The organism is Bacillus silvicola (assembly GCF_050524305.1).
GTDB lineage: Bacteria > Bacillota > Bacilli > Bacillales > Bacillaceae_G > Bacillus_A > Bacillus_A cereus_AT.
Window position 1 is genome coordinate 322,284 of the sequence record NZ_JBNGVC010000001.1, and the last position, 12,892, is coordinate 335,175.

Sequence of the window (12,892 nt, forward strand, 5' to 3'; positions counted from 1 at the left end):
GCATAAACTACTATGTGTAATACATTTATTAATAATAGGAGGTAATATATTGGGTTCATACTATCATTCTTCAAGTTCATATAAAAGATGTTCATGCCACTCTTCTTCTAGTTCATATAAAAAATGTTCATGCCATCAATCTTCCCGTTCGTATAAAAAATGTTCATGCGACCATTCACATAAATCATCTAGGCCTGCTTACGGCACTTTTTGGCAAACTGAGTTTATCACTGTTCCTTTTGGCGGTTCTTTTCCGTTTAATCACGTTGGCCCTTTGGCAGGAGGAGTTTCCTTACTAAATCCGACTACTATACAATTTAGTAAAGCTGGTGATTATAGAATTTCTTTCATTTCAAGTATTAACACTACGTTAAATCCTGTATTTCCCCATATTCCAGTCATAACTATATTTTTAAATAACAATCCACTTGCTAATAGTCAAGGTGATTTCGCTTTTCAAATGAATACTTCATCAAATAACGAATGCCTTCAACTAGTTGGCGAAACTATTGTTACGGTACCCGCTAATTCAACTCTTCAACTTAGAAATAATAGTGGCTTCAATCATCAAAGTATTGTAACTTGTGATAATGGTATAAATTCAGTTGAATTAACAGTTACAAAACTAAGTTAATACTATTCCCTCACATTCAGATACTAATTTAGTATCTTTTTTTATTGCATAACGTTTTTTGATTCCTATCGTCCTCTTATACAACATAAACTCCCATTTCACTTTTCTATTCATTTACTAAATATGAAAAAGTGCCGAAATCCTTCTACCACAAGAATTCGGCACTTTTTTTATTAAAACCTATTCATTCTTTCCTACTTCTCCACATAAACCGACTTAACTATCGTACGATTATAAGGTTGTCCTTCCTTATTCATCCCTTTTATATCAATTGTAACGTTATATACACCCGGCTGTTCTATATTTTTCAAAGCACCTGTAAATGTATTTGTATTAATATTTTGCGATTCATTTGATTCAGAAACTAACTTTCCATCTTTATTAATTACTCTTACTGTTACTGAAAGATCGCCTTTCATTTCTGGAGCTACAGGTGATTTTTTGAGTTTATACTCTGCTTTATTTACTTTAACTTTTACCGGCATTTGAAGGACGAACGGAGCATCTTTTTTGTAATCGGTTACGATTAAATATGCATCATTCGGCTGCTTCGCCATCATTTTAACTTGCCATTCTCCTGCTTCCATTTTATCAAATTTAAATGTTCTTATAGTCGCTCCTTTAAAGAAAGATTCACCTTCACCAGTAGATACAGCACTATCTTTATTTGTATAAATTTTTCCTTTTGGAGATATTAGTTGTATTTCTACATCCGAAGAAGCTGTTAAAACAGAAACTACCCCTTCTGCCTTTTTATCAACTGCGACAGTTTGCCCTACCCACTGATTTTGTGACAACTCTCCTCCTAAAATAGCTTGATTAGAGGTTGTGTTTAATTGTTCTACCTTTTCCTCCGAACTATTACTTGGGGTTAATAAAACCGGTACTGGTACATTCGCTGTCCGTAAATATGGTTCAATTCGTGCGAAAACAGCTGAACCTTTTCGTATATTATCATGATCAAACCGTGAATCTGTAAATAAATGTGTTCCATATGGTAACTTAGCACTCCACTCGTTCACTAACCCATCATTAGAACCGTATGATGACAAATACAACCCGCCCATAGATAATGCTGAAAAAACAGGTCCCCAGCTTGTCCCAGTAGCCGTATAGTAACGGTTTAATTTAGCTGCAGGATTATTATCTATTGTAGAACGAAACTTTGCCATTTCACCTATTTGTAATGAATATGTCCCATCATCTTTTTGACCTAATATAGAGGCAAGCCACCCTGCCCACCAACTATATGATAAATCCGCTAAATTTGATCCGTAATGTGGAGTGGCAAGCGTAATAACATTTCCAACAAATCGATTTGCTCCATATCCAACTACCGCAGCTTGTGTATCAATACCACCTTTACTGTGAGCTACAATATTTACTTTTTTGCCAAAATGATTATAAATCTCTTCAAGCTTTTGTGCTAACAATTTTCCATTATCCCATTGGCTAGCAGATCCTTTCCCCGCGGCATCATATAATTGAATAAATACAGTTTGATAGCCTGCTTTCAAAGCATAATCGTACATATCATTCATCTCATGATATACTGTCTTTCCATACCAACTATCCGCATTACCATTTCTTCCTTGTACAAAGAGAATTGGTGGTTTATTCTCATCATAATTAGCAGGTTTCTGACCTAAAAACCATTCTCCAGGAGTAAATACTTCTTGATCTGGAAAGCCAGTCTTAATCTCTGTTACAACCTCTGCGTGTACATTTGTACTAACAACCATCGGACTCATAAAACAAAGTACAATAAGTAATACGATACACCTTTTCATAATCCCCATTAAAATCCCCCTTTTCCCGCCCGAAAGAAAGCGATACCATTACATTGAACACCAATTGTTTTAAATTCCATTTAATCAATTATTTTTACGATACATTTGAATAAGAAATTAATAGCCACATTCCTTTCTTATCAAACGTTATTCTCTCAGCATCCCTTCATTCCTTTTTGCAAGAAGCGTTTTAAATATTTCTCAATAAAGCTTTCTCTTTACAAAAAAAGCTGCGTATAAAAGGTCTCTTTAATAACCTTTTATACGCAGCTTCTTTATTTAAAACTCGATGATGTACTCATCATCATATTTATCGTATTGCAAACCAGCTCCTATTTTCAATTCTGTAACTTGATCTCTTAGAAATGGTGCATCTTCTATTTTACTATTTGCAATTTCAATTCCGTATTTCTTTGTTAAATGCGCTAACTCTATTAAAAACCATTCTCTTCGCAACGCGACTGGAATATCATACGTCCGTCTTTTCATATATACTAGCACCTCATATTTTTTCATTATTAAAAAAAGTATCACTTCTACTTTCGATACACTTTTTAAAACTATCGTTTCTCATCAAAGGCCAATGAAACATTATAGTATATGCATGTCTGTTTTAAACGTGCTATGGCAAAAATAATATTAAAAAACTCATTTAGTTTACATAAAAAAATTATGTAATAGTAAAAGGATAAGGCTTGTCCCCCATCCTTTTACTATCAAAAGCTAGATTAAGAACATCTTGGTACACCTAAAGCTAAAAACAAACCTGCTACTCCTGCTGTAATTGGCACTTTCAACGTAATAACATCATCTACTTTTGTTACTAAAAAGTAAGCATTCCCTTCTTGTAACACGCAATTCACTAATAATTGAAATTCCATTCAAATCTCCTACTTTCAAATGAGATACTATAATCTATGAAATTTTTTTCAAAAAGTAATAGTAATTAAATCCATTTTTCTTTATATATAAAATAACTGTTTATCTATCTATTAAAAATAATATAAATCTTTTTATTTTATTAAAAATCCTGTAATTCCCAATGGATTTTTATATAATCAATAGAGAAAATCTTACAAATGGAGGTATTCAAATGACAGTATTGAGTAATATTGGTGCGGCTTTATTTTTTATTGCTTTTATCCTTTTAATTCTTTGCATCATCTCGTTCTTTAAGAAAAATGGTAAAGTAAAACAATATGGTCGTTCTACCGTTATTCTTTTTATGATTTCAATCGTCTTAATAATAACTGGCGCAGAGACTTCTAATCACCCAATTGTTGAATTCTTTTCTATTTTAAGCTTTGTTTTATTTATTTTCTTCCTTGTTCTAGCAATCTTATCTGTAATTAAGAAAACCGGTGTAGCAAAAAAACAATTTATTATTACAGCTATTTTATTTGTCATTTTTGTTGCGCTATTAGGTATTTCAGGTCCTTCTTCTGAAAAAACGACAGCAACGAATAAACAAGTCGCTTCTAATAGTGAAGAGAAAAAAGATGACGAAAAGAAAAAGGAATTAGAAAAGAAAGAAGCGGACGAAAAAACTCGTAAGCAAGAAGATGAGAAACGTCAAGCTGATGAACTGGCTCGTAAGCAAGAGGATGAGAAACGCCAAGCTGATGAACTAGCTCGTAAGCAAGAAGAGCAACAGCGTCAAGCTGTAGAACAGGTCCGTAAACAACAAGAAGAGCAACAGCGTCAAGCTGTAGAACAGGCCCGTAAACAACAAGAAGAACAACAACATCAAGCTGATGAACAAGCTCGCAAACAACAAGAAGAGCAACAACGTCAAGCTGATGAACAAGCTCGCAAACAACAAGAAGAGCAACAACGTCAAGCCGCTGAACAAGCTCTCGTACAACAGGAACAACAAAAAGCACAGCAAACTCAAACACAACCAGCTGCAGGAAATACTAGTAACGCATATTACAAAAATTGTGCCGCAGTTAGAGCTGCTGGGAAAGCTCCATTATATAGAGATCAGCCAGGTTACAGCTCTCACCTTGATCGTGATGGTGATGGAGTCGCGTGTGAAAAATAGTAATAAAAAAGAAGCTTCTAGTAAGCTTCTTTTTTATTATCAGAAACTATTGCGACGAATTACCCTCCCCCTTCCTTTTATAAAACTCATTTTATTATTCTCAAAAATGACACATAATAAGTGATTTCAATCACCACATTGATTTTAAATTATCGCTATTCTTGATTTAGATATTACATTTAAACTTTATGGAGGTATTCATATGGAACATACATTTACTGAAACTTCAATTGTTGGTGAGATTGTTACGCAATTCCCGAAAGCTAGTGACCTTTTTAAATCATATAGAATAGACTTTTGCTGTGGTGGTAATAGACCACTGATTGATGCAATTAATGAAAGAAATTTATCAGCTTCTGAAGTAATTACAGAGTTAAATACGCTTTATCATAAAACGAAACTATTAAATGAATCGGAAATTGATTGGAAAAATGCTTCATATCGTGAATTGATTGATTATGTAATTAATAAGCATCATCGCTATTTGAATGAAGAGTTGCCACAGTTAAGTCCATATGTGACTAAGGTATTACGTGTTCATGGGGCAAATCAGCCTCATTTAGCTCAAACTCATAAACTATTTCATGAACTTAAGATTGAATTAGAACAACATTTAATTAAAGAAGAAACAGAGGATTTCCCATTAATTTTAGAATTCGAACGAAATCCAACTGATGAAAACTATACAAAGTTACGTAAAGTAGTAGATGAGTTGGAGAATGAACATAACCATGCTGGCAATATTATTAAAGAACTTCGTAGGGTGACAGATGACTTTACTCCACCAGAAGGAGCTTGCGGCACTTATCGCCTTGTTTACCAGCGCCTTGAAGCCATTGAATCTGATTTATTTGAGCATATTCATTTAGAAAATAATATTTTATTTCCGCGTGCAATTACAAAAGCATAAATAAAGTGAAGGACATGAGTATAAATGCTCATGTCCTTCACTTTATTTATACTTCCCCTCCCCCTCTATCCATATAACCAAATTCCCTTTCGCTTCTCCCTTCACATAAATCCGAATTTTAACAATTTGTGAATCATTATAAAAATGTGATAAACATCACATCTTCCCCTTTTTTGATTTTCTATAATGAGAATATAATACTTTGTTCAGCATTTCACATAAAAGGGGAAATAAATATGAAAAAACGTTTAGTTATGATCGGAAATGGTATGGCTGGCATACGCTGTATGGAAGAAATATTAAAACATGATAGTGATTCATATGAGATTACTATTTTGGGAGATGAACCGCATCCAAACTACAACCGCATTATGCTCTCTCATGTTTTACAAGGCAAAACAAATATGCAAGATATCATTATGAATGAATATAGTTGGTACGAAGAAAACGAAATAACTTTGTATACAAATGAAAGAGTTCAAAGTATTAACCGAGAAGATAAAATCATTATCACAGAAAAGAGTCGTACTCTTACATATGACAAACTCATTATCGCAACAGGTTCTAGTGCTTTTATTTTACCAGTCGAAGGTTCCACCCTTCCTGGTGTAACAGGATTTCGAACAATTGAAGATACACAATTTATGATTGATACCGCTAAAGAAAAGAAAAAGGCCGTTGTCATTGGTGGTGGATTACTTGGTTTAGAAGCTGCAAGAGGTCTTATTGACTTAGGAATGGACGTACATGTTGTTCATTTAATGCCGAGCTTAATGGAGCAACAACTAGATTCCAAAGCAGCTTCTCTATTACGTGAAGATTTAGAAGCGCAAGGCATGAAGTTTCTAATGGAAAAGAAAACGGTAAAGATTCTTGGTACAGACCATGTTGAGGGCATTCTATTTGAAGATGGTGAAGTTGTAGATTGTGAGTTAATCGTAATGGCTGTCGGAATACGTCCGAATACTCAAATAGCAAAAGATGCTGGTTTACTTGTAAATCGCGGTATTGTAGTCAGCGACTATATGCAAACAAATGATGAATCCATTTATGCAGTTGGCGAATGCGCGGAACATGATGGTATCGCATATGGACTTGTTGCTCCTCTTTATGAACAAGGTGCAACATTAGCTAAGCATATAACAAATTTACAAACTGATGGATATGTGGGCAGTATCGTCGGTACGCAATTAAAAGTTGCAGGTTGTGATTTATTCTCTGCTGGCCAAATATATGAAGATGATCAAACGAAAGCAATATCAATCTTTGACGAATGTAAACGTTCCTATAAAAAGGTATTAATTCGTGACAATAAAGTCGTTGGTATTGTTTTATACGGGGATACTGCTGATGGTACACGCCTCTTTAGCATGTTAAAGAAAGAAGAAGATATACAAGAATATACAGCAACTTCCCTTCTTCACAAAGCTGGTGAAGAAAGTGAACTTAACGTTGCTACTATGAGTGCGGATGACACGATTTGCGGATGTAATGGTGTTACGAAAGGTACAATCGTTCATGCCATTTTAGAACAAGAGTTAACTACTTTTGAAGAAGTAAAAGGATGTACGAAAGCGGCGGGGTCTTGTGGAAAATGTCGTCCGCTTGTGGAACAAGTTTTATCTCATACACTCGGAGATGCTTTTGATGCTTCTGCGCAGTCTACCGGTATGTGTGGATGTACAACTTTATCACGTGATGAAGTCGTAGCGGCGATTCATGAGAAAGGTTTAAAATCACCAAAAGAAGTACGAAATGTTCTTGATTTTTCACATGAAGATGGCTGTTCAAAATGTCGCCCTGCTCTAAATTACTATTTACGTATGGTGATTCCAGAAGAATATGCAGATGATAAATCATCCCGTTTCGTTAATGAAAGAATGAATGGTAACATCCAGCACGATGGTACATTCTCTGTTATTCCACGTATGTACGGAGGCGTTACAACAGCTGATGATTTAATGAAAATTGCTGAAGTTGCGAAAAAGTATAATGTTCCTCTTGTGAAAATTACTGGTGCTAGCCGAATCGGCTTATATGGTGTTAAAAAACAAGATTTACCTAACGTATGGGCTGATTTAAATATGACTTCGGGATATGCGTATTCAAAATCTCTACGTAATGTAAAATCATGTGTTGGTTCTCGCTTCTGCCGATTCGGTACGAAAGATTCATTAGGACTTGGTATGTTACTTGAACAATCATTAGAAATGGTAGATACGCCTCATAAAATGAAGATGGGTGTAACAGGTTGTCCACGTAACTGTGCGGAAGTACTGACGAAAGATTTTGGCGTTGTTTGTGTCGAAAATGGATTCCAACTTTATATTGGCGGAAATGGTGGTACTGAAGTACGCGAGGCTGATTTTGTAATGATTGTCCCTACTGAAGATGATGTCCTTCGCATCGCTACAGCTTACATGCAATATTATCGTGAAACTGGTATTTACGGAGAGCGTACTGCCTACTGGACAGAGAGATTAGGCTTCAATCATATAAAAGAAATACTACAAAATACAAGTATGGTCACGATGTTAAATGCGCGTTTCCAAACAGCTCGTGGCACATATAAAGAAGCTTGGGGACAAGCACTAGAAACGAAATCATTAAAAGCGATGTATGAAGTTGAAACTGTGAAATAAGGAGCTGTGATCCATATGTTACAAACGAAAGAAAAAATAAAAGTTATGCGGGCAGAAGATCTTCCTATTCAAATCGGTAAAGAGGTACAAATGCAAGGTATGTCTATCGCCTTATTCCGCCTTTCAAATGGCGATATTCGAGCTGTAGAAAATCGTTGTCCTCATAAAAACGGACCGTTAGCAGAAGGCATTGTATCTGGAGAATTCGTCTTTTGTCCACTACATGATTGGAAAATTTCATTAATAACAGGTGAAGTTCAAAAACCTGATGACGGTTGTATTCAAACGTATGAAGTAGAAGTTATTGACGGGGATATTTATATATACATGTAATTTACAAAAGGAAGCTTCCCCTGGCTTCCTTTTAAATAAAAATAGACGAGGTGCGAATATGAACGGATATGTATATTTAGTTGGTGCAGGACCAGGTGATGAAGGGCTTATTACAAAAAAAGCAATAGAGTGCTTAAATCGTGCAGATATCGTCTTATATGACCGCTTATTAAACCCTTCCTTTCTTAATTATACAAAAGAAACATGTGAACTTATTTATTGCGGAAAAATGCCAAACAATCATACTATGCGTCAAGAAATGATTAACGCACACCTCCTTCAATTTGCAAAAGAAGGAAAAATCGTAGTCCGCTTAAAAGGCGGAGATCCATCTATTTTTGGCCGTGTTGGTGAAGAAGCAGAAACTTTAGCAGCAGCAAATATTCCATATGAAATTGTACCAGGTATTACATCTAGCATCGCCGCTAGTATCTATGCAGGTATCCCCCTCACCCACCGTGACTACAGTAATAGTGTCACTTTATTAACCGGACATGCAAAAGGTCCTTTAACCGATCATGGAAAATATAATTCATCTCACAATAGCGACACGATTGCCTACTACATGGGTATAAAAAACTTACCTACAATTTGTGAAAACTTACTACACGCAGGAAAAAAAGAAGATACGCCAGTAGCAGTCATTGAATGGGGTACAACTGGTAAACAGCGTGTAGTCACAGGGACACTTTCCACCATTGTCCCTATCGTCAAAAACGAAAATATTTCTAACCCTTCCATGACAATTGTTGGTGATGTTGTTACTTTACGGAATCAAATCGCTTGGAAAGAACGTAAACCATTGCATGGCAAGAAAGTTTTACTTGCATCTGCAACAAATAAAAAAAGCGCAATAAAGCAAATGTTACAAGAGTCCGGTGCAGAAATATATCAAATTCCAACTTTCAAAAAGAAAGAATACACTTTAACCTCTGAACAAATCAATGAAGTTTTTAACGTTGATCGCCTTGTATTTTGTTCGGCTGAAAGTGTAGAAATTTTGATGCAATCATGCAGTAAAAACCATAAAGATATTCGATCCTTACAAGCGGAACTTCAATATATGAGCCTTTCTGTTCAAGAAAAGCTTATGCAATATGGATTGTTAAGTAAACAAGCAACGTTCTCTTCCGATACAACTATTTATTTAGGCAGAAATATTAATCGAATTGCTTTCATTCAAGAAAAAATCGGTGCTGGATCTTATATTATGACTCATGAGTATACAATTGATTATCGTTTCGATGAAATTCATTCCCGTATGCTTTCTGAATTCTCATGGGATAGTATTGTATTTGAAGGTCGTGCTTCTATTGATACGTTTCTAGCAGAAATAAAACGCCTTGGCTTTATCGATATTCTTACTCTTCCATTCTCGTATACCGATGTTCCAACTTTACACTATGCAAATAAAGTCGGGTTTCATAACGTAGACCATCAATTACAAGAAACTCTTATAAAGAAAGACATGGTGAGACAATGAAAGGAATTGTATATGTTGGACACGGGAGCCGGCTACAAGAAGGTAACGAACAATTCATTCACTTTATTCAATCTGTTATGAAAGAACGTAACAAAAGAATTCAAAAAATTGCTTTTCTAGAACTAACGATACCTACCATTTCGGATGCAGTTACAGAAACACTACTAGAGGGAGCAACTGAAATAATGATTGTACCTGTTTTATTATTTGCAGCAGCTCACTTTAAACGTGATATTCCTTTTGAGATAGAGAAAATGCAAAAGCAATATCCACATATAACATTTTCAGTTGTACCACCTCTTAGTACGCATCCGCATATGGTTGAACTTGTAGTGAAAAGAATACGTGAAGCTATGCCACTGCAAGGTAGTAGTATTTTACTCGTAGGACGAGGTAGCAGTGACCCTCAGCCGATACATGAATTACAACAAATCGGAGCAGCTGTCGAACAAAAACTCGGTATGCCAATATCCTGTTCTTTTTTAACGAAAGGAACTCCCTCTTTTACTGCTGAGCTCAAGGCTATAACATCGACTGCGTCCCATGTATATGTCATGCCGTACCTCCTCTTTACCGGATTATTACTTCAAAAAATTAAATTGCATGCAAAAAAATACAATCACGTTACAGCTTGTAACTGTCTTCAGTTTGATACGTATATGAAATTAACATTATTAGAACGAATGGAGGAATGTGTGTATGTATAACATGTACCCTCTTATGCTTAATCTAAATAAAAAATTGGTCGTTATCATTGGTGGAGGTAAAATTGCATATCGAAAAGCGTCTGGATTAAAGGATACAGGCGCTTTTGTCACTGTTGTTAGCCCAGATATTTGTGAGGAAATGAAGGAACTTCCTTATATTACTTGGAAGCAAAAAGCTTTTAGTAATGATGATATTAAAGATGCCCACCTTATTTATGCAGCTACAAATCAACATGCTGTAAATATGATGGTCAAACAGGCCGCTCATGATTTCCAGTGGGTTAACGTTGTAAGTGATGGTACAGCATCATCTTTTCACACACCTGGCGTCATTCGAAATGATGAATATGTTGTTACTATTTCAACTTCAGGTAAGGATCCATCGTTTACGAAGCGTATGAAGCAAGAATTAACATCTATATTTCCTAAACTTATAAAAAAATTTTCTCATACTCGCAAATTGTAATCTATCACTCAGCTAAAATAGTAATTAACTTTGAACAAACGTTTTTTAGAGGCGTTTGTTCTTTTTGCTTTAGTTTCGTTTTTTAAGCTCAGACAAACAATTGGACAAGAATCTGTGAAGAAAAATAACGGCAACAATTACGGACATAAAAAACAGTTGCTTGAGAGCAACTGCTTCAATACAGGTTTTATATTGGATATTCATTCAACCAAATTAGCGCATGTTCATAATCATCAAAAAATCTCACAGATTCTTTCGTATTAGATTGTTGTAAAAAATTCATTATCTCTCCCTCTTCAAGGAGAAATGCAATTGCCTTACTGTGATTCAAAATGGTTTCATTGAAGAACTTCTCTTTCCATACTTTTTGAACAGAAAAATGATTTGGCGTGTATCCTTTTCTATCTACCAACAATTTGTATTTCCGCCCTTCGGAAATGAATTGCTGACAAACCTGCTCGAAACCATTAAACCATTCATACACATCATCTGTTTTTATATTGCCAACTAGATGGGTAACAATTATATTTCCTGAAACTGTTGTGCTGATATTCTTTTCACTCAACTTGGAATCATCCCCCTTAGTTACAATTATATGGAAAAACCGCTTGAAATCAATAAAGATAAAATTCTTACTTGACACTCCCCCCATCGCTATCAACCTAAGCTTATGTAACGTCAATTATAAGCGAGATTGTGTCTTTTTTCGCAAGTCTATATGTAGATGCTTTAAAGATTTGCATACGAAATAGCCCCTAATGAGTTTCCTTTTTTTGAATTAAGCTGCTTGATTATCAGACATGGTACAATTGTAAACGACACCCAATATATCTAAGACTGTTTTCTTCTCATATCGATGGGATTTCCGTCCATCATTTACCGCCTCAAATCTATTCGCTTTTGCACGTATATTCAAAACAAAATATATGACAAATAAATAACGACAGTTACTGTAATAATGCTTAAAAGTGTTGAAAATAAAACGATTTGTGCATGTAATTCAGGCTCTATTTGATACTCCATAGCAATGGTTGATGTATTTCTTGAAGTAGGAAAAGAACTTGCAATCAATAATGATTGTGCAACAATACCATTAATGTTTAGTAGGTATATCATGGCAAGTGCTAATAATGGTCCCATCAGTAACCTTCCAATTAAAGCCCATGTTATGACTCGATGGAAAAAATTAAGCTTAATGTTGGATAATTGTGCCCCTAGCAATATGAGTGCTATTGCAACAAAACCATTCGCAAGCTGATTAAGAGGTAGCAAGATAGAATTAGGTATTTGAATTTTAAAAGATTGAAAGAGAACCCCTAATACGAGCGCATGAAATACAGGCAGTCTTAGAAATGATTGAATAATACCTCCGATTGTTTTTGTTGCTGATAGTAAATTATATATCCCATATGAATAAGTTAAAAGATTCTGGAAAATCATAATAAAAATCTGAATGGAAACCCCCACTGGATTGTGACTGAAAATCAATTGACTTACTGGTAACCCATAATTACCGGAATTCATTAACGAAATGCTATTTTTTAGAGCTGCACTTTCTCCTTTTTCTAACTTTAATGTTTTTGAAATGAAATGACTTACTATGATCAGACTCAGACTATAAAGCATTAAATAGTATATTATCTGGAGCAACAAACCTGTCTCTATACTAATATCATATATATTCACAAATACAGCCGCTGGCATCAAGCAATAAGTAATAAGTGTAGAAAGCTGCTTCAAGTTAAATTGGAACTTTCTTTGTAAGATTGCACCAATTAGCATCAATATTAATATTGGTAATATTACGTCTAATATAATAAAAACAAACATTTAAAACCTCATTCTAAATATATTATAGTTGGATTAAACTCTTTACTAAATAT

The 12,892-nt window shown here is 34.9% G+C and carries 13 protein-coding genes; 8 read left to right on the forward strand and 5 right to left on the reverse strand.

The window, feature by feature from the left end; translation table 11 throughout:
- Positions 1–49: 49 nt before the first annotated feature.
- Complete coding sequence (locus ACP6L7_RS01635; protein ID WP_097830352.1) at positions 50–634, forward strand: preprotein translocase; 585 nt, start codon at positions 50–52, stop codon at positions 632–634.
- A 194-nt stretch (positions 635–828) separates the two neighbouring features.
- Here ACP6L7_RS01635 and ACP6L7_RS01640 read toward each other — a convergent pair whose 3' ends face one another.
- The 3 genes from ACP6L7_RS01640 to exsG form a co-directional block, all read right to left on the reverse strand.
- Entirely contained in the window at positions 829–2,433 is a 1,605-nt protein-coding gene (locus tag ACP6L7_RS01640; RefSeq protein ID WP_097830351.1) for a lipase family alpha/beta hydrolase, read from the reverse strand.
- A 270-nt stretch (positions 2,434–2,703) separates the two neighbouring features.
- The gene (locus tag ACP6L7_RS01645) at positions 2,704–2,913 is read right to left on the reverse strand and encodes a hypothetical protein (protein ID WP_141533549.1); all 210 of its coding nucleotides are present in this window, start codon (positions 2,911–2,913) and stop codon (positions 2,704–2,706) included.
- Between the two features lie 239 nt (positions 2,914–3,152).
- Positions 3,153–3,305 carry an exosporium protein ExsG gene (gene exsG, locus ACP6L7_RS01650; protein ID WP_000395676.1) on the reverse strand — a complete coding sequence of 51 codons (153 nt, stop codon included), beginning with the start codon at positions 3,303–3,305 and terminating at the stop codon, positions 3,153–3,155.
- A gap of 212 nt (positions 3,306–3,517) precedes the next feature.
- Here exsG and ACP6L7_RS01655 point away from each other — a divergent pair, with 212 nt between their 5' ends.
- The 7 genes from ACP6L7_RS01655 (at position 3,518) to ACP6L7_RS01685 (ending at position 11,009) form a co-directional block, all read left to right on the forward strand.
- Entirely contained in the window at positions 3,518–4,468 is a 951-nt protein-coding gene (locus ACP6L7_RS01655; protein ID WP_098361910.1) for an excalibur calcium-binding domain-containing protein, read from the forward strand.
- Positions 4,469–4,670: 202 nt separating this feature from the next.
- The gene (gene ric / locus ACP6L7_RS01660; RefSeq protein WP_097829632.1) at positions 4,671–5,378 is read left to right on the forward strand and encodes an iron-sulfur cluster repair di-iron protein; all 708 of its coding nucleotides are present in this window, start codon (positions 4,671–4,673) and stop codon (positions 5,376–5,378) included.
- 236 nt (positions 5,379–5,614) lie between these two features.
- Positions 5,615–8,020: an NADPH-nitrite reductase large subunit gene (nirB, locus tag ACP6L7_RS01665; protein ID WP_097829633.1), complete on the forward strand. Its 2,406-nt coding sequence runs from the start codon at positions 5,615–5,617 to the stop codon at positions 8,018–8,020.
- Between the two features lie 15 nt (positions 8,021–8,035).
- Positions 8,036–8,353 (forward strand): nitrite reductase small subunit NirD, encoded by a 318-nt coding sequence (gene nirD / locus ACP6L7_RS01670; protein ID WP_097829634.1) that lies wholly within the window; start codon positions 8,036–8,038, stop codon positions 8,351–8,353.
- Positions 8,354–8,411: 58 nt separating this feature from the next.
- On the forward strand, positions 8,412–9,836 hold the full coding sequence (locus tag ACP6L7_RS01675) for a uroporphyrin-III C-methyltransferase (protein ID WP_098361912.1): 1,425 nt from the start codon (positions 8,412–8,414) through the stop codon (positions 9,834–9,836).
- The gene (locus ACP6L7_RS01680) at positions 9,833–10,543 is read left to right on the forward strand and encodes a sirohydrochlorin chelatase (RefSeq protein ID WP_430528877.1); all 711 of its coding nucleotides are present in this window, start codon (positions 9,833–9,835) and stop codon (positions 10,541–10,543) included. Before ACP6L7_RS01675 ends, ACP6L7_RS01680 begins: the two co-directional genes overlap by 4 nt.
- Complete coding sequence (locus tag ACP6L7_RS01685) at positions 10,536–11,009, forward strand: precorrin-2 dehydrogenase (protein WP_097829637.1); 474 nt, start codon at positions 10,536–10,538, stop codon at positions 11,007–11,009. The genes ACP6L7_RS01680 and ACP6L7_RS01685 overlap by 8 nt, the downstream gene beginning before the upstream one ends.
- A 187-nt stretch (positions 11,010–11,196) precedes the next feature.
- On the opposite strand, the gene ACP6L7_RS01690 is transcribed toward ACP6L7_RS01685, so the two are convergent.
- Positions 11,197–11,661 (reverse strand): STAS/SEC14 domain-containing protein, encoded by a 465-nt coding sequence (locus ACP6L7_RS01690; protein WP_141533550.1) that lies wholly within the window; start codon positions 11,659–11,661, stop codon positions 11,197–11,199.
- Positions 11,662–11,921: 260 nt separating this feature from the next.
- Positions 11,922–12,839, reverse strand: a complete 918-nt coding sequence (locus tag ACP6L7_RS01695) for an AEC family transporter (protein WP_097829638.1) — start codon at positions 12,837–12,839, stop codon at positions 11,922–11,924.
- Positions 12,840–12,892 lie beyond the last annotated feature (53 nt).

Coding starts and splice junctions, on each gene's coding strand:
- ACP6L7_RS01690 (WP_141533550.1), bottom strand. CDS start 11,661: ATGGGGGGAGTGTCAAGTAAGAATTTTATCTTTATTGATTTCAAGCGG.
- nirD (WP_097829634.1), top strand. CDS start 8,036: ATGTTACAAACGAAAGAAAAAATAAAAGTTATGCGGGCAGAAGATCTT.
- ACP6L7_RS01695 (WP_097829638.1), bottom strand. CDS start 12,839: ATGTTTGTTTTTATTATATTAGACGTAATATTACCAATATTAATATTG.
- exsG (WP_000395676.1), bottom strand. CDS start 3,305: ATGGAATTTCAATTATTAGTGAATTGCGTGTTACAAGAAGGGAATGCT.
- ACP6L7_RS01680 (WP_430528877.1), top strand. CDS start 9,833: ATGAAAGGAATTGTATATGTTGGACACGGGAGCCGGCTACAAGAAGGT.
- ric (WP_097829632.1), top strand. CDS start 4,671: ATGGAACATACATTTACTGAAACTTCAATTGTTGGTGAGATTGTTACG.
- ACP6L7_RS01675 (WP_098361912.1), top strand. CDS start 8,412: ATGAACGGATATGTATATTTAGTTGGTGCAGGACCAGGTGATGAAGGG.
- ACP6L7_RS01685 (WP_097829637.1), top strand. CDS start 10,536: ATGTATAACATGTACCCTCTTATGCTTAATCTAAATAAAAAATTGGTC.
- nirB (WP_097829633.1), top strand. CDS start 5,615: ATGAAAAAACGTTTAGTTATGATCGGAAATGGTATGGCTGGCATACGC.
- ACP6L7_RS01640 (WP_097830351.1), bottom strand. CDS start 2,433: ATGGGGATTATGAAAAGGTGTATCGTATTACTTATTGTACTTTGTTTT.
- ACP6L7_RS01645 (WP_141533549.1), bottom strand. CDS start 2,913: ATGAAAAGACGGACGTATGATATTCCAGTCGCGTTGCGAAGAGAATGG.
- ACP6L7_RS01655 (WP_098361910.1), top strand. CDS start 3,518: ATGACAGTATTGAGTAATATTGGTGCGGCTTTATTTTTTATTGCTTTT.